At 45.0% G+C, this 23,059-nt stretch carries 26 protein-coding genes, 2 pseudogenes and 1 riboswitch; of the genes and pseudogenes, 7 read left to right on the top strand and 21 right to left on the bottom strand.

Annotation, left to right across the window (positions count from 1 at the left end):
- Positions 1-53: 53 nt before the first annotated feature.
- The 3 genes from ACFOLF_RS20965 to ACFOLF_RS20955 are packed head-to-tail and all read right to left on the bottom strand — an operon-like array spanning position 54 to position 1,919.
- Complete coding sequence (locus tag ACFOLF_RS20965) at positions 54-419, bottom strand: GntR family transcriptional regulator (RefSeq protein ID WP_210046778.1); 366 nt, start codon at positions 417-419, stop codon at positions 54-56.
- Complete coding sequence (locus ACFOLF_RS20960; RefSeq protein WP_210046779.1) at positions 416-1,072, bottom strand: ABC-2 transporter permease; 657 nt, start codon at positions 1,070-1,072, stop codon at positions 416-418. Before ACFOLF_RS20960 ends, ACFOLF_RS20965 begins: the two co-directional genes overlap by 4 nt.
- Positions 1,065-1,919, bottom strand: coding sequence for an ABC transporter ATP-binding protein (locus ACFOLF_RS20955; protein ID WP_210046780.1), 855 nt, complete (start codon positions 1,917-1,919; stop codon positions 1,065-1,067). The genes ACFOLF_RS20960 and ACFOLF_RS20955 overlap by 8 nt, the downstream gene beginning before the upstream one ends.
- Positions 1,920-2,228: 309 nt before the next feature.
- On the opposite strand from ACFOLF_RS20955, the gene ACFOLF_RS20950 reads away from it, so the two are divergent.
- On the top strand, positions 2,229-2,615 hold the full coding sequence (locus ACFOLF_RS20950; RefSeq protein ID WP_379219505.1) for a hypothetical protein: 387 nt from the start codon (positions 2,229-2,231) through the stop codon (positions 2,613-2,615).
- Between the two features lie 516 nt (positions 2,616-3,131).
- Here the strand turns inward: ACFOLF_RS20950 and ACFOLF_RS20945 are convergent.
- The 7 genes from ACFOLF_RS20945 to ACFOLF_RS20915 form a co-directional block, all read right to left on the bottom strand.
- The gene (locus ACFOLF_RS20945) at positions 3,132-3,479 is read right to left on the bottom strand and encodes a hypothetical protein (RefSeq protein WP_210046781.1); all 348 of its coding nucleotides are present in this window, start codon (positions 3,477-3,479) and stop codon (positions 3,132-3,134) included.
- A gap of 298 nt (positions 3,480-3,777) precedes the next feature.
- Positions 3,778-4,353: a hypothetical protein gene (locus tag ACFOLF_RS20940; protein ID WP_210046782.1), complete on the bottom strand. Its 576-nt coding sequence runs from the start codon at positions 4,351-4,353 to the stop codon at positions 3,778-3,780.
- Between the two features lie 440 nt (positions 4,354-4,793).
- The gene (gene ltrA, locus ACFOLF_RS20935) at positions 4,794-6,086 is read right to left on the bottom strand and encodes a group II intron reverse transcriptase/maturase (RefSeq protein ID WP_379219503.1); all 1,293 of its coding nucleotides are present in this window, start codon (positions 6,084-6,086) and stop codon (positions 4,794-4,796) included.
- Between the two features lie 647 nt (positions 6,087-6,733).
- On the bottom strand, positions 6,734-7,132 hold the full coding sequence (locus ACFOLF_RS20930; RefSeq protein ID WP_379114511.1) for a DUF3888 domain-containing protein: 399 nt from the start codon (positions 7,130-7,132) through the stop codon (positions 6,734-6,736).
- A gap of 36 nt (positions 7,133-7,168) precedes the next feature.
- Positions 7,169-8,289, bottom strand: a protein-coding gene (locus ACFOLF_RS20925) for an IS3 family transposase (protein ID WP_210047218.1) whose coding sequence is annotated in 2 segments (ribosomal slippage) — positions 7,169-8,040 and positions 8,040-8,289 — 1,122 coding nt in all. Because the reading frame shifts where the segments join, the coding sequence is not laid out codon by codon here.
- 63 nt (positions 8,290-8,352) lie between these two features.
- Positions 8,353-8,634 (bottom strand): IMP cyclohydrolase, encoded by a 282-nt coding sequence (locus tag ACFOLF_RS20920; RefSeq protein ID WP_210047215.1) that lies wholly within the window; start codon positions 8,632-8,634, stop codon positions 8,353-8,355.
- Between the two features lie 50 nt (positions 8,635-8,684).
- Positions 8,685-8,762, bottom strand: a riboswitch (ZMP/ZTP riboswitch).
- 296 nt (positions 8,763-9,058) lie between these two features.
- On the bottom strand, positions 9,059-9,595 hold the full coding sequence (locus ACFOLF_RS20915; protein WP_210047216.1) for a dihydrofolate reductase family protein: 537 nt from the start codon (positions 9,593-9,595) through the stop codon (positions 9,059-9,061).
- 512 nt (positions 9,596-10,107) lie between these two features.
- Here ACFOLF_RS20915 and ACFOLF_RS20910 point away from each other — a divergent pair.
- Positions 10,108-11,310 carry an IS110 family transposase gene (locus ACFOLF_RS20910; RefSeq protein ID WP_379219501.1) on the top strand — a complete coding sequence of 401 codons (1,203 nt, stop codon included), beginning with the start codon at positions 10,108-10,110 and terminating at the stop codon, positions 11,308-11,310.
- Between the two features lie 244 nt (positions 11,311-11,554).
- On the opposite strand, the gene ACFOLF_RS20905 is transcribed toward ACFOLF_RS20910, so the two are convergent.
- Positions 11,555-12,175 carry an NAD(P)-dependent oxidoreductase gene (locus tag ACFOLF_RS20905; RefSeq protein ID WP_210046943.1) on the bottom strand — a complete coding sequence of 207 codons (621 nt, stop codon included), beginning with the start codon at positions 12,173-12,175 and terminating at the stop codon, positions 11,555-11,557.
- Positions 12,176-12,391: 216 nt separating this feature from the next.
- On the opposite strand from ACFOLF_RS20905, the pseudogene ACFOLF_RS38000 reads away from it, so the two are divergent.
- A pseudogene (locus ACFOLF_RS38000) lies at positions 12,392-12,571 on the top strand (hypothetical protein); the annotation flags it as partial.
- A gap of 354 nt (positions 12,572-12,925) precedes the next feature.
- Here ACFOLF_RS38000 and ACFOLF_RS20900 read toward each other — a convergent pair.
- Positions 12,926-13,267 carry an MmcQ/YjbR family DNA-binding protein gene (locus ACFOLF_RS20900; protein ID WP_210046944.1) on the bottom strand — a complete coding sequence of 114 codons (342 nt, stop codon included), beginning with the start codon at positions 13,265-13,267 and terminating at the stop codon, positions 12,926-12,928.
- A 153-nt stretch (positions 13,268-13,420) separates the two neighbouring features.
- Between ACFOLF_RS20900 and ACFOLF_RS20895 the strand changes: the two genes are divergently transcribed.
- Positions 13,421-13,609, top strand: a complete 189-nt coding sequence (locus ACFOLF_RS20895) for a hypothetical protein (protein ID WP_379219498.1) — start codon at positions 13,421-13,423, stop codon at positions 13,607-13,609.
- 185 nt (positions 13,610-13,794) lie between these two features.
- On the opposite strand, the gene ACFOLF_RS20890 is transcribed toward ACFOLF_RS20895, so the two are convergent.
- A complete protein-coding gene (locus tag ACFOLF_RS20890; protein WP_210046946.1) occupies positions 13,795-14,496 on the bottom strand; it encodes a Crp/Fnr family transcriptional regulator in 702 nt (233 codons plus the stop codon).
- A gap of 89 nt (positions 14,497-14,585) precedes the next feature.
- On the bottom strand, positions 14,586-14,984 hold the full coding sequence (locus ACFOLF_RS20885; RefSeq protein WP_210046947.1) for a hypothetical protein: 399 nt from the start codon (positions 14,982-14,984) through the stop codon (positions 14,586-14,588).
- An 827-nt stretch (positions 14,985-15,811) separates the two neighbouring features.
- On the opposite strand from ACFOLF_RS20885, the gene pdxR reads away from it, so the two are divergent.
- Positions 15,812-17,230 (top strand): MocR-like pyridoxine biosynthesis transcription factor PdxR, encoded by a 1,419-nt coding sequence (gene pdxR, locus ACFOLF_RS20880; protein ID WP_210046948.1) that lies wholly within the window; start codon positions 15,812-15,814, stop codon positions 17,228-17,230.
- Positions 17,231-17,494: 264 nt separating this feature from the next.
- On the opposite strand, the gene ACFOLF_RS20875 is transcribed toward pdxR, so the two are convergent.
- The 4 genes from ACFOLF_RS20875 to ACFOLF_RS20860 all read right to left on the bottom strand — a co-directional run bounded on the left by ACFOLF_RS20875 (position 17,495) and on the right by ACFOLF_RS20860 (position 20,571).
- Positions 17,495-18,133, bottom strand: coding sequence for an FMN-dependent NADH-azoreductase (locus ACFOLF_RS20875; RefSeq protein WP_210046949.1), 639 nt, complete (start codon positions 18,131-18,133; stop codon positions 17,495-17,497).
- A 50-nt stretch (positions 18,134-18,183) separates the two neighbouring features.
- The gene (locus ACFOLF_RS20870; RefSeq protein WP_379114613.1) at positions 18,184-18,450 is read right to left on the bottom strand and encodes an arylamine N-acetyltransferase; all 267 of its coding nucleotides are present in this window, start codon (positions 18,448-18,450) and stop codon (positions 18,184-18,186) included.
- A 316-nt stretch (positions 18,451-18,766) separates the two neighbouring features.
- Positions 18,767-19,429: an NAD(P)H-dependent oxidoreductase gene (locus tag ACFOLF_RS20865; RefSeq protein ID WP_210046950.1), complete on the bottom strand. Its 663-nt coding sequence runs from the start codon at positions 19,427-19,429 to the stop codon at positions 18,767-18,769.
- 491 nt (positions 19,430-19,920) lie between these two features.
- Positions 19,921-20,571 carry a peroxiredoxin-like family protein gene (locus tag ACFOLF_RS20860; protein WP_210046951.1) on the bottom strand — a complete coding sequence of 217 codons (651 nt, stop codon included), beginning with the start codon at positions 20,569-20,571 and terminating at the stop codon, positions 19,921-19,923.
- A 162-nt stretch (positions 20,572-20,733) separates the two neighbouring features.
- On the opposite strand from ACFOLF_RS20860, the pseudogene ACFOLF_RS20855 reads away from it, so the two are divergent.
- Both ACFOLF_RS20855 and ACFOLF_RS20850 read left to right on the top strand, forming a co-directional pair.
- Positions 20,734-20,874, top strand: a pseudogene (locus ACFOLF_RS20855) (peptide-methionine (S)-S-oxide reductase); the annotation flags it as partial.
- 104 nt (positions 20,875-20,978) lie between these two features.
- On the top strand, positions 20,979-21,191 hold the full coding sequence (locus ACFOLF_RS20850) for a MerR family DNA-binding transcriptional regulator (protein WP_210046952.1): 213 nt from the start codon (positions 20,979-20,981) through the stop codon (positions 21,189-21,191).
- Positions 21,192-21,302: 111 nt separating this feature from the next.
- On the opposite strand, the gene ACFOLF_RS20845 is transcribed toward ACFOLF_RS20850, so the two are convergent.
- The 3 genes from ACFOLF_RS20845 to ACFOLF_RS20835 form a co-directional block, all read right to left on the bottom strand.
- Complete coding sequence (locus tag ACFOLF_RS20845) at positions 21,303-21,518, bottom strand: NAD(P)-binding domain-containing protein (protein ID WP_379114611.1); 216 nt, start codon at positions 21,516-21,518, stop codon at positions 21,303-21,305.
- Between the two features lie 228 nt (positions 21,519-21,746).
- Complete coding sequence (locus tag ACFOLF_RS20840) at positions 21,747-22,298, bottom strand: DUF4367 domain-containing protein (RefSeq protein WP_210046953.1); 552 nt, start codon at positions 22,296-22,298, stop codon at positions 21,747-21,749.
- Between the two features lie 220 nt (positions 22,299-22,518).
- Positions 22,519-22,842, bottom strand: a complete 324-nt coding sequence (locus ACFOLF_RS20835; RefSeq protein WP_210046954.1) for a hypothetical protein — start codon at positions 22,840-22,842, stop codon at positions 22,519-22,521.
- Positions 22,843-23,059 lie beyond the last annotated feature (217 nt).

Raw genomic sequence — 23,059 nt, 5'->3', positions numbered from 1 at the left:
ATGCTTCTAGTCTTTTATATAACTTATCTTTCAGCTATGCATCGGGGAGGCTGTTAATAAATCTTCTTCAACAGCTCAAAAACTTCATCTATGGTGAGGCCAAAGGATTTGTAGTATGAAGTGTCGCTAACCATTTGCTTCAAGATCATGTCGTTGCGTATTTGCAGCATCTCATTGGATGAGAATTCGGCTACAAAACACCCTTTACCCGTTACTGTATTGATCAAACCACGTCGTTCGAGTTCTTCCCAAGCTTTCTTTACGGTGATGACACTAATACGAAGCTCCTGGGCCGCTTGACGAATTGGCGGTAAGCAATAGCCGCTTTCTAACTCGCCTTTCAGAATTTGGGCACTGATTTGTTCGAAAAGCTGCTGATAAATCGGTTTCTCAGATGTGTTCGAAATAGCTACGTTCATTGTATTTCCACTTTTAGGAACCGTTTAATCGCAATTCGATAAGCAAGCATGGTGAATGCAATAAATATCACGATTCCCGCGATCAGGATGGAAGTTTGAAGGGCCATATTGTCAACACCGGCACCATAGAAAATGTCAGCTAAATAAGAATTCTGGATTCCCAACCATTGTGCAATTCCGGCAAAAAGCATAGCGGACGCAATTGATGCGGTCGTTGCCGCACCATATTTATACGCTGTCCTGTAATACATGGAGATAAAGATAATGTTGAAGATCGCAAGCATGACAAAACATAGTCCCCAAAAACCCATGTATGGTCCGAAGAAATAGTAGGTCAGATTCGGGTATAAGCGAATCGTTATCAAGCCATAGATCATGGCAATCACAATATGCAATAATTCCAGGATGACGATAACGGACACCCTTGCTTTCACCATGTCTTTTTTGGTTACAGGCATCATCGAGGTAAAGATCAAATCGTTCTGAATCCGAAATCCACCAAACATATTCGGTATCGTGATCCAGCAAAAATACAGAGGAACGAGAAAATATAACCAACCGGGAACAAGCATTAATGCGCCTATGAGAAACGGGAATACGAAAAACATAGGATTTACGCCTAATTTTAAATCCTTCATCACCAAGTTAACCATACATATCCTCCTTTTTCGCGAAATAAATCATGATTTCCTCGAGACTCGGCGTGGTTGCTTTAATGCCGGAAGAGGGATCGAAGTCTCGGGAGTGAAGCAATCCCGTAAAGCCGAACGAATTTGTTTTGTAGGAAATCAACTTTTCCTTCACCTGGTTCAGTTGGCTCTCTTCACCGTTCAGCAAGCGATAGGACTCCATAAATTCGTCTTTCTCAGAACTGTTGATGATTTGCCCGCTTTCGATAAAGGTAATAAAGTCCGCGCATTTTTCCAAGTCGGATGTAATGTGAGTGGAGAAAAGAATACTGATTTCGCCATCTATGACGAGCTCTTGAAAAATATCCAACAGATCATCTCTTGCGACCGGATCGAGTCCGCTTGTTGGTTCATCGAGGATGAGCAGCTTCGCGCCATGGGATAAGGCTAGGGCCAAAGTGTACTTTACTTTCATTCCCGTCGACAAATCGGCAATTTTTTTGTTTTCATCCAATTTGAATCTTCTCAGATAGTTGTAATACGTTTCATCATCCCAATTTTTAAAAAATTTCTTAATCACATCGGTCAGTGTTTTCATTTTGCTTCGCATATAAAAATCGATGCCGCCAAATGCCCAGCCGATTTCCTGTTTCAATTCCAATTCGTGTTCGGCCATATTCTTGCCCAGAATACGGACCTCACCGCTATCAATATGAACCATATTCAAGATCGATTTGATTGTGGTTGTTTTTCCTGCGCCATTGGCACCGATAAATCCCATAATATAACCCTTTTCAAGCTGAAACGATACATCTTTTAACTGAAAATTTTGATACTTCTTATTTAAATTTCGAATGTCTAATGCCAGCATACAGTACCTCCTTGTTATATTGTGTATGTTGTTCATGCACAATATATCACGAGAGGTTTGTTAAGTCAATGCACCCTAACCGAACTTTGCCTACGGCAATGATCGTGAATATATGTACAACTTTTTAGGATGGGGTTTAGCATCAGTGAAGATGCTTTTTTCTGATGAGCCTCTTGCTTGTGCTGCTCGATTTTTTCATGAGGGACTCTATCAACCAGGTGGATAGCCAAGAAAAGGGGGGCAATTTATTTCGGCTGCTTTTTCCAGCCCGAACAAGAAGTTTTCGTTAACTGAAAAAGCTAAGGAGGAATGAATAAACCATCTCGACTCAAGAATAAGACAACCTTTTATTATCATAACTTAAGAAAAAGAATGAAGGTGATGATAAAATTGAACCTAAATAAAAAACTAATTTTATTTTATACAATCAAAGATTCAACAATTAAAAAAATTATTATTACAGTGATATTAAAATTGAAAATAAACAAAAAACTAATTGTATTTTATACGATTAAAGGTTCAACAATTAAAAAAATTATTATTTTTGACATTTTTGTTGGTACTGGAATATATTATCTTTTAAAGATAGTTATCTCAAGCACGATAATTGCAACTATAGGAAGTCTAATCGGAACTGAAGGAGCTAAAAAACTTAATTTCGTTGACGTCCGGAAGGAAGCTGTGATAACCCTGTGACGTTCTCTGTTCATCTGAACCCGTTCGCTATCGTGCCGTTATTTGGGTTGATCACCCTCGCTCTTTAAAGACAGTGTCAGCAAAAAACACAGAACCTAATAATTGCCCCTCATAAAACTTTCCTCCCTCACCGCTTTGGAGTTTCTTCTTCATTATGGACATCTATTGAGACGAAATTTTTCCTGAAAAGGAGAATAAATCTGCTATACTAACGTGATCACATTTATATCATCATCGACCTGATATTCAATCAAAATTTAATTCAAATTAGTTTATCGACCTGCCCGATAGTTGATTAACGGCAGTCATTATTCAGCTGACTAACTATGGGAAGCCTTCAGTTTTTTCCAAATCATGTGGATGAAATTGTATGCAGATCCCAATACGAGAATAAAGTTGAAAGATTACTTCTTCTATAAGCCTTGCAACATTTTGCTGGGCTTCTTGCCTCTACCGAAAAACCATGTCCTATAACCAAACAAAAACGCCCCTTTACGGGGCGTTTCGTTTATCAAATCAAAACATTACAGTCATAATTTTTTTGTAAATCTTTTCATCGACTTCAATCATGCTTTTTTTACCATCTTTAAACTTTACCGCCAGGACATGAGTTCCTTTCTTCTTGGCGGATAGTCCTACCAATAATCCCACTGGACCCAGCAGGAATGAACCCACAAGTCCACGCCCGACAGCACTTACTGCACTAGTCGTATGCGATTCATCCATTACTTCATATTCTTCAATAGTTGTCTTGTCTAAGTAAACCCTTGTTGTAAATCCAAGGACGATTATTGCACCTTTCGCTGTAACCATCACTTTCTTTTTCTCGTAATCTCCCGCAATAACCTCATTCTTAGCACCCATGTATCCGTCTCCTCGAATCGGCCGTATTTTCCAATATATTACTCCGATCTCATTTCCTTTATATTACTATAGTCCGAAGGGATCTTTTTTTAGACTATTATGTATTTATGACTTTTATTGGGAGCATCCTATCTGGCATTATTGGTTAACCGGCACATATTGTGCCGGTTTTTTCGTTAACGTAATCTGCCTCATTACTTCAATTATCAACATACCAGTTGATTGAACGGTTTCGTTATCGTAAAATCTCTCGATAGTCCAGTTTCTACCTACCGTTACCAGATAAACGATTGTCCGACTATTCCTCTTCTTGCGCAAACGTTGAACCATGCCACTCAACGATCCCCCATTTGCGGATGATTTCTCGACCAATGTCAGATGGCAGCTTACTCTCAGTGTCTACAATCACATGCTCCAATTTCTTTTGGGCGAGTTCCTTATTGAGTTGGGTTGAACGTTGTAGATGCCAATTTAGTGAATCGATGGTCTTTTCCCTACCACGTATCCGAGCATGGTTGACTTCAAGTGATGCAACAAGGCGAACTACGAATAGATCCGCTCCTGGTACTGACATTCGCAGTTTGTCCAGATGTTCTCTGCTTTCCATGACACTTGGGATGATTAGACACTTGGCCCCAATAGAGCGATAGTTATTCCAGACAGCAGCAAGATTCTTAAACCCAAGCTCCATGTTGAAAGGATCTTCTCTTGGCGCAGGATATGCATGCCTTACATAATCAAGGTCGACTACCGCATGCGGAAGAGTATAGTCATGCCCCAGAATTTCTGATATGGCCTCTGCGGTACTCGACTTTCCTATGCCAACAGGTCCAATGATATTCAGCACGGGAACAACCCGTTCTTGTGTGTTCATAGAATCCACTCCAGTATTTTGGTATGCTGATAACGATCCTTCCCATAATCAAAACGAGGCTGCCGATCGATTGTAGCAGCCTCGTCTTAAAGTATTGTTAAACTCTCGTGTCCCGTTACTTAGTGAAGCGCTGTCGCGCGGCAGCGTGCTATCATCCTGACATTCTAGTTAAGCTTCTTTTAATGAATTTCTACTTTGTAGTTCTTCGATTCCAAATTCTTTATTCTTAAAGCGTGCCATTAAGACTTCGAAATGATGAATGCTTATCCGACTCATCCTTTCTTTTTGTTTGTAGGTGTATTCGACGATTTGTTACCTTATCCTGCCCATTACTTCAACTAGAGTAAGGGACTGAATAATTTCTGCCCCTCCTCATCAAACCGTACGTGAGGTTTTCCCTCATACGGCTTTCCGATGTTCGTCATTCATGTGCATGCAATTTACGCAAGCGCCTTTAATCTATGCATGTGGCTAAGTAACTTCACTTCTTGTCCGGAACTGCGCCAGTTGCTACGCTGGCGCTTCTTAGCGTACCACTTCGTTAGCCGTTGCCGAATGTACCAATCTAGCTTCGTCATCCACTTCGTGCTGTACGGCGTCGCATAATAGTTCTTCCAGCCTTGTATTCTCAGGTTGAGCCATCTCACGTGTTCTTCGAACGAAACGTGCCGCATCTTAGGCGGAGCGAGTCGTTCTTTTACGACTTCCCGTACATGCTTCTCTGCTTTTACGCAGAGCCATTGTTGGGTCGTGTAATACACACGTTTCTGTCCCGTTTCCGCTTTTGTCTTCCGGTGGTGCATGCCGAGGAAGTCAAAGCCTTCTTCTCCCGTCCATAGCCCCACAATCCGCGTTTTCTCCGGATGCAAGGTCAGTTCCAATCGCGCCATAATCGTTTGTATAAGCTTAAACGCATGTTGCGCGTCCTTCCTTGTCTTGCATACCACGACGAAATCGTCTGCATACCGCGTCAATTCTCCGACTCCTTTGCCATGTTTCTCCCACAATAGATCGAAGTAGTTCAGGTAGATGTTCGCAAGTAACGGCGATATCACGCCGCCTTGCGGCGTGCCAAGGTCGGTCCGTCTTACTTGCCCTTCCTCCATCACGCCTGCTCCGAGCCATTGCCGGATCAGCTTGAGTATACGTCTGTCGCTGATTCTCATTTCCACCAGCTTCATCCGTTTCTCTTGGTTCATGTTGTCGAAGTAGCCTTGGATGTCCACGTCGACCACCCAATTGCCTTTACGGTTGCATGCTTTGCGGATTCGCTCGAGCGCTTGTTTTGCGCCGCGCTTTGGTCGAAAGCCATACGAGCATTCCTGAAAATCGGCTTCAAAGATCGGTTCGACAATCCGTTTCGTTGCCATTTGTACGACGCGGTCTCTCACCGTCGGAATGCCCAGCGGACGTTTTCGTCCATCTTTCTTCGGAATGTAGTGGCGACGAACGGGCTGGGGACGGTAGCTATTCTTCAACAGTTGTTCTTGGCATTGTGCGACGAATTGATCTTCACCTATCTTTGCAATATCAGCCATGGTCTCACCGTCTACGCCTGCCGCACCCTTATTTGCCCTCACTCTTCGCCACGCTTCCTGAAGGACATCCAGTCGATGAACCTTGTCGTACAGTGCATGAAATTTTCTACGCTTGCTGATCTTGGCAGCATGACCTAGCTTCTCTTGGAGTTGTTGAACTTTTTCCCTAGGTGTCGTTAGCCATTTGGCAATCACTCACTCGTACCTCCTTGAAAAGCTTGAACAAAGCAGGGCGCCTTCCCTCCCGCAGGTTGTGTTGTCCTGCATTCTTCGGTACTATGCACCCCTCGGACTCCCTTCCTGCAGATGGCTCACTTCGTCTTTTTGACTTATAGAGTCTCTCGCTACGAAAAAAAAACTTTCGTGCAGGGGAGGGTCTCCCCAGTTCACTGCATTATCTTTCCTACCATGCCGATCCCATTACACCGGGAGATCCTTCGCTGTTGTTCCAAGTTCTGCACAGCTTCCTTGGCCTTCGTCTACGTTTGCAAGACTCGGCTTCCCCTTTTTCCTCTCGCGAGGCCTTTTTGACGATGCGGCAGGATTCACTTCATGTTACGGCCTGGTATGTTGCTCGCCTTGTCTCCGACAAGTACTTTGTCGATGCGCTTTTACGCACAGATTTCGCCATGCGCAAGCATCCTAGCTACAAGGGTGGCTTGGTCCCTCCCTTGGTTGGACTTTCACCAACTAGATAATGCGTGCTTCTGGGCACGCCAAACGAAAAAGGAGCTGCCACATGGCAAGCTCCTCACTAACGTGCCCGTAACTTTAACGAAGATGAGCTGTGTCTGCATGAAAAGCTCCTCCTTTACTAACGTAGTACCCTTCAGCTCAACTTCTTACTTAATTATGTGTTGCCAGTTAGGTAATAGTTTATAGTCCTCAATATGATTATAATTTATAACTTCAACGTTTCCATTATTATCTATTTGAAATTTAATCATGTCCTTGCCAACGTCAAGATGTGGACCAACATAAGGGATCAGTGTTACGTTCACATCAATATGTGAAGTGAACGTTTTGAATTCAACACGATTACCACCAAGATAAGGAGCAAATGTTGGAGATACTGTAAGCTTGTTTTTGTAGTATTTATTTATTTCTTCTTGAATTTTTGGGGCCAAAACAGTAAGGATCGTCCGTTGACATGGATCGTCAAACTGGAATGCATAGGTTGAATATCCAAATGAAATGAGCGAAATCAGTAAAATTCCGAAAACTAAATTTCTTTTTGTCATGGTTTTATACCTCATGGTTGGATTGTCAACAGTAAATCAGACAACCTTTTTAAGGGCTTCTTGGCGATACTGAATAGGCGTCATATAGCCTAATGTTCCATGAATGCGATGCTTGTTGAACCAATTAACATAATCGTTTAATTCCAGTTCCAAGTGACGAAGGCTCTGGAAGTTCATCTGGTTTACGAACTCTGTTTTCATGATTTTGTAGGTGGCTTCGGCTACAGCATTGTCGTATGGACAGCCTTTCGCACTTAGAGATCGGCCGATTTCAAAGGTACCTAGAAGCTCGTCTATCTTTTGATTTTTAAACTCGCTGCCACGGTCCGTATGAAACCATTGAATATAACGCAAATCGCCCTGGACGCTCGCAAAGGCGCGGGAAATCAGAGCAGCGTCTTTATTCGGACCTGCACTGTGGCCAATGATCTCTCGATTGAACAAGTCGAGCAGCACACAGATGTAATGCCACCTGTTCTGAACCTTCACATAAGTCAGATCACTGACAACGAAGCGCTTTGCTTCCTCCTGCTCGAATTCGCGGCCCAAAACATTCTCTGTTGTTGCTTCATTAGGAGTGGTTTTATGGGGCTTATATTGAGCCACTGTGTAGGTCGAGACTAGCCCTTGCTCTTTCATAATCCTTCCAATTCTACGTCTGGAAACGACGATTCCGCGTTCCTGGAGCTTAACCTTAATCTTTCGTGTACCGTAAGCTTTTCGGTTATTGTGGAATATCTCTACAATCGCTTCGGTTATATCGTCTTCGTTCAATTGTTCTTTCGCGTCGTAGTAATACGTACTTCTTGCAATTTGCAGGACGTCGCACATTGCTGATACCGAGTATTTATCACGGTTATTCCGGATGATAGCTACTTTCGTCCCATGATCAGCGCTGCTTGCTTTAAAATATCCACTTCCATTTTCAGACGCTGGTTCTCTTTTCGTAAAGCGATCAATTCGTTCTCGTCTGACGAGCGATTGTCCTTCTCCTTGAAGGAACCGCTTGTCTCATCTTGTTTGATCCAGCGGTCTAAAGCAGAGGCTGTGAGGTCATATTCCTCCACAATCGCCGCTCTGGACTTCCCATTTTTATAGAGCTCCACCAGTTGTTTTTTGAATGCTGGAGTAAAGGTACGTCGTTCTTGTTTTGGCATTGTAGAGATCCGCTCCTTCATAATGATAGGTTCATTCTACAAGCCCTTATTTTTTCTGTCCAACTAAGTGTAGACGATCCAATCACCATTCGAGACAATGTGCACGTTCTCCCAATGTCGAATAGGATAATAAATAATAAGTGATGGATCTTCCATTTGGGCGGGATCAAATGCTTTGTTCTTTACGCTCCATCCATCTATTTCAAAACCGCGGTTTCGGCTGTTTACGCTTCTCCCCATAATCCAATACACCTGTACATAATGCGACCTGGAAGGAGTCATTCCTACGATAAGCGTTCTTCCGGGATAAGGCTTATCAAACAAATCGTGTTGAACTGTTTTCACTGCCCTTGCTCCTCTCGAGTAAACATAAAGAGGTAAGGGGAAATTCCCCTTACCTCTGCCCAGGCGTACGACTCCAACTTATATGCTTCCTCATGGGTCCCCATGCTTCGCCAGTCACATATAAGTTCTAAATTACTTCCTATATTAGCAATTACTGCTATTAAAATCAATTATGATAATGGCTTAACCAACACCAACGGCTACCAAGTCTACTGCCAGTTATGAGCGAGGGGCTGTCACATGACAGCCCTTTTGGTGTTCAACTATCGTACCCAGTTAGGTCAATCGTCAATTCCATAAATAACTATGTCATTTCGCATAACTGAACAAATTTTAAAGAATAAGGGATCCTCTGACTGCCGCTACAGCCGGAGAATCCCTATTAAAGTAACGTGCCCTTTAGGCCGCTGGGTCAAACGCACAACTAAGCTGGAACGTAGGTCAACCTGATCACCTTCTCGCCAATTCGATCGCTTGCCACAAGGCGCAGCTGCGGCCTCGGACCGGCGAAGAACGGCTTGCCGTGACCCAGCACGACTGGATGGAGATAGAGTCGATACTCATCAACGAGACCGAGCTCCGTTAGACTGTGGGCCAACTCCGGCCCGGCAACTTCAATCTCCCCTTCATGCTGAGCCTTCAGCCCACGTATGGCCGCTGCGAGGTCGCCCTCGATCAGAGAAGCGTTCGGACCGACGGACTTTAACGTCCTCGACACCACCCACTTCGGTTTGCTTTGCCACGCCGCTGCGTATTCCCGTTCCGGCGCATCCCATTCAAAATGGTCTCCGTCCCAATACCGCATGGTCTCGTACATGCGGCGCCCGTACAGGCTGCCCGCCAGGCCGCGCACGTCGTCGATGAAATGACGGAATAGCACGGGGTCGGGCTGAAATGCCGTGTGGTCGTGGTCGACGAATCCGTCCAGAGACTGGTTCAATGCGAAAACGATCTTTGCCATGCGACTGACTCTCCTCCCTGGTTTTCTCGCACATTCATCATCAAGATTACACGTTCCATATGCAGCCTCCTCTATGTCTACATTTTATCATCCAACAGCATGTCCGGTTTCTCATGGATTGCTAATGTGCACAGTTCTGGCCTGACCGAATACAAATTTAATTTAACGAAGGATGGTAAATTAAACAATTCTGCCCGTTTGCGTAATGAAAAATGGAGCAGCTGCCACTGGCAGACTGCTCCAAAATGCGTTGAACTATCGTACCCGTCGTATTATGAGATCAGCCAGTTTTTACTGGTTGACCACTTTGCTTTACTCGGTGTATGTATCGGTAGCCGGGGCAGAACGATCGTATCCGTGGGAGGAAATCCCGTCGCTAAAACTGTTCGCCCCCTACTTGTGGAAACCATGTTTAGGCTGGTTGAGACTTGGATCTCGCATAACAAGCGATGCTGTGGAACTGCAAGCCGTATAGGGGTTACCGGCCATTCCACTTCTGAAAGGAGAATATCATGAATCCAGTAATTGGCCTGGATATTTCAAAAGGGCAAAGTGAAGGACAAGCATTTTTAAGTAAAGGGCAACCCTATGGCAGGAGCTTTCGGTTCCTCCATACGCTTGAAGGGTTTAAAGATTTGCTGGGCACCATCCAAGATGTCCGTAATAAAACGGGCTCTACCCCTGTTTTCATATTGGAATCAACGGGGCATTATCATCAAGCTGTCGTACAGTTTCTCGAGTCAAACGAGTTCTTGTACCTTGTGATCAATCCGCTTATTTCTCATCAAGCGAAGAAATCCAGTCTTCGCAAGGTGAAAACTGATGCTGTGGATGCCTACCAACTGTGCGAGCTTTATTACAAAGAGGAGTTTGAAACCCAAAAACAAAGAGGTATTGGGCTGCTCAACCTTCGTCACCTGACACGTCAGCACGAATCCATTACCCATATGTATGTTCAGGCTAAGCTTCACTTTCAGGCCGTATTAGACCAAGTCTTCCCCGATTATAGAGGGATTTTCGGGGACTTGTACTCCACTGTTTCCTTATCTGTCCTAAGGGAGTTTCCAACATCCAAAATGATTCTTGGGGCCGGATTAACGAAACTCACGGACAGAATCGCGTGTCTTTGCCCTAGACGCTCCGAGAACTGGGCTAGCGAAAAGGCCAAGACCATTCTAAAAGCAGCGGTGAATAACCCTTTCCAGGAGACAGCCTACAGCAGCCATCTCGTTAGCATTGGGTTATACATCAACCTCCTCCTTCAATACCAAGAGCATCTGTCCCACCTTGAAAAGAAGATCGATGCTCTCGCTAAAGAAGTTGAGGAATTTAGAATTATCCAGTCAATACCCGGGATCGGCAGCAACATCGCGGCAACGGTTTTGTCTGAAATCGGGGAGATCAACCGGTTTAATCACGCCAAGAAAGTAGTTGCCTTTGCAGGTGTAGACCCTAGTGTCTTTTCGTCAGGGAAGTTTACCGCCACCACCAATCGCATCACGAAACGTGGCTCCAAGCAGCTGAGGCATAGCCTGTATCTTGCGGTCATATGTGGGTTAAAGAATTCCCGGAATAAAAAGCTTCGTGAATACTACGATAAGAAGCGTGAAGAAGGAAAACCATACCGAGTCGCCGTTGTTGCCTGTATAAACAAGCTCCTTCACTGGATCTATGCCATTTTAACCAAGAAAGAGTCCTTCCTTGATTTAGCTTAAGAACCACACTTTCCATTAAGACCAAAACCTTCCAATGCTCATAAGGAGGGCTCTTAACCATGCCCATTTTTCAGTATAGTGCTTTTTCTTCTAAAACTTAAGAGAGAAATCTTGACAAGCTATTAGCTGGTTTTAGCTTAATCAAATTTGGCCTGTTTTTCATTAAGTAATCTTCTCTTATAACCTTCTGTAGTACATACTCTCCCTTGATCACTCCACCAAAGAAAGTCTTTCTTTTATAGTATTAGTAGGCGATACCCACACGTGATTTTATAAAATCGCTACTTTTTATCTGGCTATATGTAAATTCTGCTGTATCCGACACGGATATTTCAATACCACCTTCCGGCAAAAAATTACGGTCTACACGATATTTACCTACACTTTCTCCATCCGGCAAATACGTAGGACAGACAATAGTCCATTCGAGTGTTGATTGTTTTAGCATATCGTAAACTTTATGATGTTCTTTTGCTGCACGGACTAACTTACGCTTTGATTCACTTGACTGATAACGCAGTGAATCTGGGGTGGTTCTACTTTGCAGGATACCAGCAGTTCCTATAGTTATAATTCGTTGTATACCTTCGTTTTGCATTGCTTCGATAATTAGAGGCATACTTTCTGATAGAGTAGTTGTCCCATCAGTATTTAGTGCACTAATAACTACATCAATCCCATGTGTTGCACGTATGATATCATCTTTATTTAAAACATTACCTTGAATAATCGTTAAATTTCCATTATTTATTTGAATCTTCTCTGGAGTACGAACTAATACAGTAACATGATGTCTGTCATGAAGGGCATAAGTAACTATTTGACCTCCAACTCGTCCAGTTGCACCTAAAATTAAAATATTCATGAGAACGAACCTCCTCTTGCAAATACAAATATTACTCTATACTTTAAAAGTTATTATATCGTCTTTTTCAACTAATGGGAGCTTTTGTTCAATAAGGTTTAACGAATGCTGCCCGTTAGTTGAGCGCCGTCCCTTGAGTCTAATACTTTATTTTTCAGTCTACAACTTTATTTTCCCAGTCTAATACTTTATTTTCACTGAACACGAAAGGCTGTCTATGCAGTCGTTAGGGGAACGCTATCCGGGATTTCGAACGAACAGCAAAACTTCGATGGTCATCGTAAAGGCTACTGTAATCCATTCCGTACAGGGGAGTTTGTGGATTGGGACACAAGCAAGGAATTGACAAAGGCAGTGGAGGTTCATTTTTATGATAAATTTTTTAGTTATTGTTAGGTGTCTCTCCTCTCCCTGCCAGGAGCGCAGGGAGAGGCTTCTCGCACATCAAAAGGTGGCGATCCATCCGGATCGGTCTGTCGCAATAAGCAAGATGAGAGGGAAAGTAAGTCACGCTATACTGCGACGTGGATAAATATAAAAATCTTTCGTTTCGGCGCAGTTTTTGTCCTTTCGGTTAACGATATGCAAGTTCTTGTCGAGCGCATTGGACAAAAACTTGTATCGTGAAAATGAAGAAATCCGCGGTTTACACGGATCTGCCCCTTCCTGCCTTGAGAAACGGGAGCGCAGCCTTCGTCATGTAAAAATGAGGAAACACATTTGTATGATAGATATCCAACAATTGTAAAACTAAATAGACTCCCGGATGCTCTTAGGAAGGCTGTTAACAACCAAATCGTAAGATTGGTCAATCATTGCAAAGATATCCGACTCTGGCAAAGAACCCTCGAGAATAATCGTATTCCAGTGCTGTTTGTTCATATGATACGCCGGTCGAACCTCCTCATGCTGCTCTCTCAAGTTTTCCGCAATCACCGGGTCGCATTTTAGGTTCAAGTACCCTTTTTCCTCATAAAAAAGAGCGAATATTTTACCTGCAATTTTTATCGCGAATGGATCGGGTCCCCCCAAGGGATAATCCTTAATCGCACCTTTTTTGTTAAGACAGTATTCGATGATATTATTATTCAAACCGGATCATCTCCTTCGTAAATGAGATCGTATAGTCCACGCCAACCGTCGGCAAGCATCGCTGGAAGACGTCCGGCGGCGTCGATCTGGTTTTCGACGTGATCTGGTGGCGAAATCGGGAAGAGGTCCGCGGGTCTGGTTTGCGCCGGCGGAATGCTGGTGACCATCGCCGGCCCGCCCGAGGCACAGCCGGCCGAGTGCTTGGCGGTTGATTTCGTCGTCGAGGCCGATCGCGCGCAACTGGGTGATATCGTCCAGCGGGTCCGGGATGGTCGGATGTGGACAAACATCGGCAAAATCGCGACCCTCGACGATGCCGTCGCTGCTTTTCAACCCGAATGAGCGGATCAAGGGAAAGACGATCATCCGCGTTCGTCCGTAAGGGCTCAGGGACAGTGACCAGGCCTCGTGGATCATCGTCAGCCGCGAGGCCCGTTTATTTCCGGCTTCGGACATGGGAACTAAAATGGCAATTTACGACATATGTCCTTAAAGTAAAAGCAAAGACCACCGGTGGTCTTTGCATGTCAATGTGTAGAGTTTTGAGGAATATTTTCTTCAAGTATTGTAACAGCAAGTTGAACAGACAGGCGTGAAGTCTTAACGACGCCCTCCTTGGCAAGCTCGCTCATCACGCCACTGACCGCTTCGCGGCTAGCACCGAGCATATTGGCAATCTCTTGATGGGAAAGAGGCAGATCGATCAGCGCATATCCGTCTTGAATGACGCCGAATTTTTCGCTCAGTGTGGAAAGGAGATGGATCACGCGTTTTCTAAGACCATGAAGCGCAAGCTGTTCCAATTGATCCTCCCGCTCCTTTAACCGGTCACTGAGTGCTTTAAGAAATTTGAGCGCGAGCTGAGGCCGATTGATCATCAGCCGTTCGAACTGAGGCTCGAACATGGTGCAAAGAAGTGACGATTCCAGTGTTTCAATATAAACCCGGCTGGTTCCGAACGAGAATGAATTTAACTCTCCGAATATATTTCCTTTTGTGAGAATGCCAAGCGTGAACTGTTTTCCGCTGTCGTTCAGTTTATAGAGTCTAAGCTTGCCCTCCTTGACGAAATAGAGTCCCTCGCGGGTGGACTCCGGGGTTTGGACCAATGTGTTTTTTGTGATCCAATTGAAATGATGGATGGTATCTAACTGATCGATCTCTCTCATCTCTTCTTGCGACATTTCTTCAAAAATGCTGATTTGCGATAAATACCAGAGCTTGTTCATTGAATATCGAGCCTCCAAATGGTGTTAGCCAACGGATACGGATTCTTGATAAGTTGCCATGCTTCTCCCATAGGTTGTTTCGTAAATATTTAAATGTTGCAGCCGTTTATTCCAATGCCCAGTCGCGCCATGCTTTCCTGGACCATTCCGGCAATCGACTTCCGAATATTCGAAAATGCAAACCCGGTAGACGCCGCTCTGGTATTCGACAGCTTCCATGTATAAGGCATGGCATAAGGGGAGAAGTTATGATCAGCCCGATTAGCTGCAGAAATGAGGCTGAAAGAAGCCAGACCAAGCGGGAAGGGAAGCGTTTCAGCAGCATCTGAACCACCAGCCCGCCCGGTATTTGAATCAAGGCAAACATCGTCAGTAGCATTCCCGCGTAAAAGCGTGAGTACCCCGCACTTTCCATCATAGGCGGCAACCATCCCATCAAGGAATAAAAAACCAAAGTCATAAGTCCAGAATGGAAGGTTAACAGCCATGCCTTTTTATTGCCTCACGGCAACGCCGACGTTTGAGACGATTCCGCAGCCCCCACGATTGGAGAATAGACTTGCTATTTAACTACTGCATACCACACCGGAACAGCCGCGACCGCGAGCAGCGCCCAAAAAGCAAACGCCGTTTGCCATGAGTGTAATTTCATTTGAATAGGAGCGGACAAGCTGGCGCCCAGAGCCGGCCCCCAGCAACAAGGCCATAGAGTATAAGGCGATCATCATTGGAATGTTGCGGAAAAAATGCTTTTTGATAAATCCGGATATTAGAGGCCCCATCACAGCTACGCCAACACCTGTCAAAACGGTGGTAAGAAGCGGAATGCGCGACCATACGCAAAAGCGTGCCTCCCGTTATCATAACCAGTGAACAGGCATCCCCCGTTCAAAGCCAATATGTTTGCCGAGTCGAATGGATAGCGGCGAAAGAAAGACCATGCAAAGAACCGGGATAGAGGTTAATAAACTGGCTGCAAATGCATTCATGCCCAGATCTCTTCGAATGACCTCTAGTATGGGCGCGATTGAACTAAACGTAGCCTCAGATTCAGAGATGCCATAAAGAGGGCTGCGATCGGAAGCCAGTCGGCCGCCTTCGACGGTATTCCCTGAGGCTGTGAGTTTGCTTCACTGTTTCGAACATTCCGTTCACGGGTCCGAATAAACAAGGTTCGAAGGTTCATCGGTTTCGTCTTCTTTCTGAACTTTGTATTGACAATATCCATCTTAGCATGAAAAATTGGACTCAATCAGATCCACTTTTATTCGAAAATCAGCATACCACTTATTTTGAAATGAAGGAGGCTTGCTTTATGCCCCGACGCACGTTGTCTGCTACAAATGAATCGAAAACCAAACAAATCTATTCCTTACTGCGCGAACAGATATTTCAAGGTGTCTATGCAGCCGGCGTTAAGCTCCCATCGACGCGGGATTTGGCAAACGAATTCGGAGTATCGCGGGCACTCATCGTGGACGTGTTTGAACAGCTAATCGCCGAAGGGTACTTGGAGGGCCGTCAAGGCTCTGGCAGCTATGTCGTTGATTTGGGCGGAAGTAAACGACAATTCCCTTCTCAGCTCCAAGGAATCGATTCTTCCGGTGAAGGGACTGTTGCGGAACCCCCGGCTCGCTTCCAAGGCATTGATTTTCGTCCAAGTTTTCCGGCTTTGGAGCACATCCCTTTCAAGAGATGGAAAGAAACCGCCATTGCCGCATATGCAAATACTCATTCAGGAGAATTTGGCTATGACGATGATCCTGCAGGCCATTGGCAGCTTCGCACGAATATTTGTCGGCTTTTGCTGCATACCAAGGGGATTCGGTGTCAGCCTTCACAGGTGATCATAACCGCCGGAGCGACTCAAGCCATATCCATGCTGTCCCGGCTTTTATTGAAACCGGGGGACGCAGTAGTCATAGAAGATCCTAGCGCCACCTTCATTCAAAATATTTTTGCATCGACAGGTGCTGATATTATACCGGTTCCCGTAGATGAGCATGGCCTGCGCGTTGACGACATGCCGACTCATCGGCACCCCAAATGCGTGTTCGTCACTCCTTCACATCAATTTCCTTTAGGCAGCATTCTTTCCATCGGGCGGCGCATTCAGCTTATAGATTACGCCCGACAAACCGGATGTTATATTATCGAAGATGATTACGACAGCGAATTCCGTTATACAGGAATGCCGGTACATGCCCTACGAGAGCTCGACTCGGAACGTATCGTCTATGTCGGGACTTTCAGTAAAAACTTGTTTCCTGCGTTGCGTATTGGTTATATGGTAGTTCCGCATGAGCTGCTAACTCCGCTTCTTCGTTTAAAGCAGCTGACAGACATGCACTGTCCGATCTTGCCGCAAATCACTTTGGCGAGATTTATCACCGAACGCCACCTGGAACACCACATCGCCCGTATGAAGCGCATTTACAGCAAAAGACGAAAATGTCTCATCGCCGGTTTGTCCAACATTTTCGGCAGCAGAGTGAAAATATCCGGGGATGCCGCAGGCCTGCATTTGGTTGCGGAAATGGCCGGAAGCCTATGCGACTCCCAAGTAGTCGCTCAACTTGAGGAACTTCATATTAAAGTATATCCAGCAGAAAAATACACCATCGTTAAAGGAAGGTACGAAGATCGACTTATTATGGGATTTGGCAATGTGGAAGAAATCAACATTTTAGAGGGCACCAAGGCGATTGCGAGTGTCTTAAGACAGCCTAAATGATTTTCCACATGATGATATGACCAAACCGCTAAACAATCTTAAACAGACCGAAATCGATAAACTTATTCAATTAAGAAAGGCACTACGAGATGTAGAATGGGGGATTGGGTTTTCGAATTCAGGGAATTGGGAATCTTTTATTGAGAAGGTAAAGAAGTTATTACCTCTTTTCTGCTTCTTTGCAAACAAGACGAGATGGCTGGGCTCGATGTGACGCCAAAGGACAAAAAATCCCCTCGAGGGGGATTTTTCGCGTCCGGCGCGTTACCAGGCCTTGGCAAGCTTGACGGCCTGTTCCATTGCTGCCCGGACGATCTCTTTCGCGCGCTCAGGTTGAAAATCATGGCCTTCCACGTACAGCGCATGTATGTCGCGAATCCCGACGATGCCGAGCACCAGGCGCAGATAGGGATGGCTGTGATCCATGGCCGCTGCCGGCCCTGCGGAGTAAATCCCGCCGCTAGACTGGATGTGCAGCGCTTTTTTGTCGCGCAGCAGGCCGACCGGCCCGCGTTCCGTGTAATGGAACGTTTTGCCGACGATGACGAAGGCGTCGATGAACGCCTTGAGCCGAGGGGGAATGCCCCAATTCCACATGGGGGAGACGAACACGTATTTATCGGCGCGCATCGCCATTTCGGTAATGTCGTTAAGGGCATTAACTTTCTGCCGTTCCACGGGACTCAGCTCGGAGAAGTCAAGGCGTTCTTTTCTCAATTTCTCCCATGCCCGCACGACATCGCCGTCGACCGTCTGGAACGCTTCTTGGTAGACATCGAATACGCGTACGTCGTCGTCCGGCTGAGCTTCCCGATAGGCTTGAAGAAACGCCCGCCCGACCTGCAGGCCGACCGAATGGTCCGGCGACTTGGGGGTAGCGGTAATATACAATAATTGCGTCATGTTGCTGCCTCCTAGGTTTGTAATGGGATGAGCGGTAATGGCCGAGTGCGTCATCGTAAGCGAGAGGAAGGAAGCGAAAGTTTCCAGCACGCGGCATCACGGCTGCAGGCCGAAGCGCGAACGGAGTAATCGCGATAACGCGGGCCGTCGACGGTGTCTCCGATTAACGGAACCGGCATCAGCGGCAAATACGCTCCGAATCCCGTGTCGAGCAGGTAGAGCCGCCCTTCGTAGACGAGGAGAAAGGAGATATGACTTCGTCCCAGGGTCAAATAACGCTGCGCGTCCCGGTCGTAATTGCCCCCTCTCGTGAGCACCACGCGAAGGGTTTTTAAAAAGGATGATTGTTGGAATGTCCCAACATTTGTGTCATTTATGTCTGAGGATTTGTGTCGTTAGACACTAACTAACTAACTTATATAATGTGGAACATCATATATGAAGACTATTATATAAAATACAGATTTTGATTACATGTGTTCGTGTATTATGCAAGTAAATAACGATCCTGCGAATAACAAGGGCCTCGCGGCTGACGATGATCCACGAGGCCCGGTCACTATCCCTGAGTCCTTACCGAAATCGGTCTTGTCGGACATGCTTGCGAACCATACACATGCCGCCATATTATATTTATTTGACCCACTTCACAACATCATCAAACGGTCTGCGTGTTTTCGGTCCCGGCTCTTTTTTGCGGTAACCGAAGGCAATCATGACCGAGATGGTAAAGTGTCCGTTCTCCAGCAGCCCTTCCTCGTCCAACAGCTGATTCATTTTCTCAATGTCAAAGCCTTCGATCGGACATGAGTCAATGCCGATTTGCGCCGCAGCCGTCATCATGTTCGCAAGCGGTATATACGTCTGCTTGACGGCCCAATCGGTAAGAAAGCGTTCATGATCCAGGAGCTTGAAATCATGTCTCTGGAACTCTTCAAGTATTTCAAGCAGCCTTGTCAGGTGTTCCTTCGGAAGGTCTTTGGACTGCTGCTCCTTCAGGTAGGCGGAGTCATATCTTATATCCAGTGGCGTCCGGGCCAGAATAATGACGAAATGACTGGCCTCCGGCAGTTTGCTTGCCGCTCCATACGAAGAGTTTTTTATTTTGTTCCGAAGCTGTTCGTTTTGAACAACAACAAATCTCCACGGCTCAGTGCTAAACGAGCTGGGCGAGAGCCGGCCCGTTTCCAAAATAAATTCAAAGTCGTCGTCGGAGATGGTTTTGCTAGGATCGAATTCTTTGGTTGCATGCCGAAAACGATGAACTTCCAAAATTTCTTTCTTGGTCATTGTCATGATATATTCTCTCCTTCTTAACTAACATTTAATACAGATGCACAGCTTCCCCATGTACAACAGCCGCCTGCGTCTGCCTCATTAATCCGCTTCAGCCGCTCGCTCCGCCCACGCATTGATCTCTTCAAGCCGTTTTGTTGCAGGCTTCACGAATCGTATACGCTTTTTAAGAGCCAACACAGGAATCTATGTCCGTCTGCCTTAGCCATCCATCCTTTAAATCGTTGCTTGCAAATAATTGATGTACGCAACCGGACTTCCTGCCAATCTGCGAAGCAGCGTCAATTGGCCGATATGGCTGGTCGCGTCCTCTACCGGTCCCTGAACAAGCTTTTCGACAACGCTTGTATCACCAGCATATATGGAGATGTCAAGTCTTTTCGTACGGCAAGATAATCATACATGTGATATCCAATTTAAAGCCTCGCTTCTTCAGACTTGTTTTTACCATAATCGATTATTCTGCTCACAAATGAATGATGCAAAAATCGTTACAGCTTTTTTAGCTCTCGCAAAATTTCCTCCGGGCTTTGACGCTGCATGAAATTCGGATTGACATAGGAGGAGCGAATAATGGCGCTCTCATCAATCATGAAAGTAGCCGGAACCGGCAAAACCCATTTCGAGGTATTGTTGTACTCCGCAAGATCGAGTCCGATACCTTCCATGAGTTCCCTTACTCCCGGCGGAACATCGAAGAGCAGATTGTACTTGGCCGTTACCAAGCCGTTCGGATCGCTAAGGACTTGAAATTCCAATCCTTCCTTTTCCTGAAGGGATAACGAATGATCCGGTTTTTGCGGGCTAATCGCTATAAGCTGCGCTCCCATCGCCTGGATTTCCGGCAATATCTGCTGGTAAGCCTTTAATTGCATATTGCAAAAAGGACACCATCCGCCGCGATAGAAGACCAGCACAACCGGTCCTTTCGCGAGTTCTTCAAATAAAATCACATCCCGGCCTAGTGCGTTTGTTAATTTAAAGTCCACCGCCTTCTCGCCTGGTTGCTTCCCGGAAGCGATCCCCGATTTCTGAAGTTCCTCGATCATTTGACTGAGCTTGATCTGCGCTTCAATCGGAGAATTGGCCTTAAACTGCTGTGTGGCCGCCTCCAGCTGTTCGGTTAAATTTTGGTTGCTCATCGTTCTGAAACCTCCAATATTGAATGATAGCTTGATTATAATTCTAAAAAAATCGGAGTTCTGTGAAGTAGATTACAGTTCTCCATCATATTTTGAAATACGGAATAAAGAAGAACAAGACGCCAACATCGCCGTGGAAGCGTTTGGCGACCGCGTTGAGCGATATATTTTAACCTCGAGCAGGAACGCGCGATTTTTGCCGGCGGCTGCTTTTGGTGTATGGTATCTCCGTTCGAGGAAATGCCGTGCATCGTTTCGGTCGTCTCCGGCTATACGGGAGGCCACAAGCTGAACCCGACTTATATAAAACGGCGAGCGTCGCCTTCTTCGCGAGTGTTGCCCGCTGTCGGACGACAAGAGCTTCTATATAATAAGATTGGTAACATCATAATGGAAGGGGCTATCCAATGAAAATAAGCCAGCTTTCGAAAGAGACTGGTGTCAGTGCCCGATCTATCCGATATTACGAAAAGAAAAAGTTGCTGACTGCAAGGCGTTTAGATAATGATTATCGAGAATTCGACGAGGTTCTGGAACAACGCATTGAACAAATGAGAGTAAAGAGAACGATGATAAGCACGGCGATCGGTTCCGCCGAACAATTAAGCAAAACTATATAAGCGAAAAAGGTTACGAAAAAGAACAGGTCCATTTTGTGGACCTGTTCTTTTTCGTAAAATTCAGACAAGATGTTGGTAATCGGTTAAACCGAAACTGGATTGCGGATAAGCTCAACTAACCTTGAAAGTCCATCGGTACCGTAGCCTTCCGCGACACCACGATTGCGTACGATTCCAGACGGTCGTCTGATGTCCTTCCTTAAGGAACGTTTGGGCAAGAGCCGAGCCCATCATGCCTAATCCGATGACGCTCACTGGCTGGAGGTTAACTATCGCTGTGTTCGAATCATAGCTTTCCTTAATCTCACTTTGTTCAATCTCTTTCATTCTGATATCTCATCTCCTTTCCCCCTTATCTTAAAAGATTGACACTGAGTCAAAGTCAACTTATTCTTTTGATGAATTAATGAGAAATTTTCTGCCCATTATTTGAGAAACGGCAGCCGGTCCTTCTGGCCGGCTGCCGTTATGTCATCATTTAGCTCCCTCGGTACGATTAAGTTTTCTCACGAATGCTCGCTATCGTGATCCGTTAGCTGAATGATGGAGCCTTTGTCATTTTACCGACTTGGCTACTTCAATCATATGCTCTTTGGTCAATTCAAGGCTTTCCATTTCAATATAAGTACCTTCTTGAACCCATCGTAAAAATCCGCCAATTGAGTGATTCGCCCAAGGGGTAAACCGTGCTTCCATGCCCCCAAAATTAATAATTTCGCCACTCACATCAAATCTGAAATCTTCTTCGACAATTGTCCTTGTGTTATTACGTATATCTAAGGTTTCTTTTTTAATTTTGTATCCCATCGCTTTGTGTTGTTCAATCCCAAACATAAAGTTTTCTTTTTTATCAAAGTAATGTAACCTGACGCTTTGGATTGGCTTGGTGATGTCCAACGGATAAGGATATTTAAGTTCTACTGTCCAATCGTTAGGGATGTTTTCAGGAACTAGTAATATGAAAGCAGATTTCTGTTTAACTTTGTTTAATGTAGCCTTATCTAGTTTGTGGTATTTCGATGTGTGAAGAGGACTTTCCTGTGCATATACCCCAAAACTGGTTAAACACATTACCACTACAAACAACGCACAAAAAATCCTTCTCATATTATCCCACCTAAATTTTGATTAGGTGTATTATTACCAGACAATCCCATATTCACTCTCCTGCCTGTTAGCTTAATGATACCTGTTTTCTCCGCCCTCCTTATGACATCTTTTTCGGGTTGGAATGGAAAATAGGGAGGACCAAAATGGTCCTCCCTGATTGAGCTATCGTACCCGTTAGTTCAATAATGTCTCATGCTCATTGGGAACTTGTTGTATTTTATAACTCGATTTTTTTCCAAACGCCATCCTCAAGTAATTCATAAGAATTATCTTTATGCCGCCGAATTGGTCTAATTAGATCGTCTTGGCAGCCTTCATTGGGATCGTCAATCATAATCCAGTCGGAGTCATCAGTGTGAAAAGATGCCTTGCTAAAATTTTCAGCATCTTGCAAATCATCAAACCAGAAATCATTATGCGATGGCAGATCTTTTTGTGTTAGATATAGATACAGATACACTCCATTTTTTGTTGTTTCATAAATCATGACCTTTTGAATTTTATGATTAGCGCTAGGTATTGGAAAGGCGTATTTCCTCATCAAGCATCTCCTTCTTTCAACGCTTTCCTGCCCTCAGTTAGGAATAAAAATTTCTGAAACCTCATCAATATTAATCTTTATTTCTTTACCCTCGAAATTAAGTGATAATATATTACCAATCAACTCTCCTGCTATTCCCCTGATCGCCTCGTCTTGTCTCTTCGTAATTAGGATCACATTACGATTTCTTTCAACTGCCCATTTAATAAACCGGATG

It is taken from the genome of Paenibacillus sepulcri, assembly GCF_042647105.1.
Lineage (GTDB): Bacteria > Bacillota > Bacilli > Paenibacillales > Paenibacillaceae > Paenibacillus_Z > Paenibacillus_Z sepulcri.
Note: the sequence above shows the minus strand (reverse complement) of the source record. Positions and strands in the feature narration are given on the sequence as shown.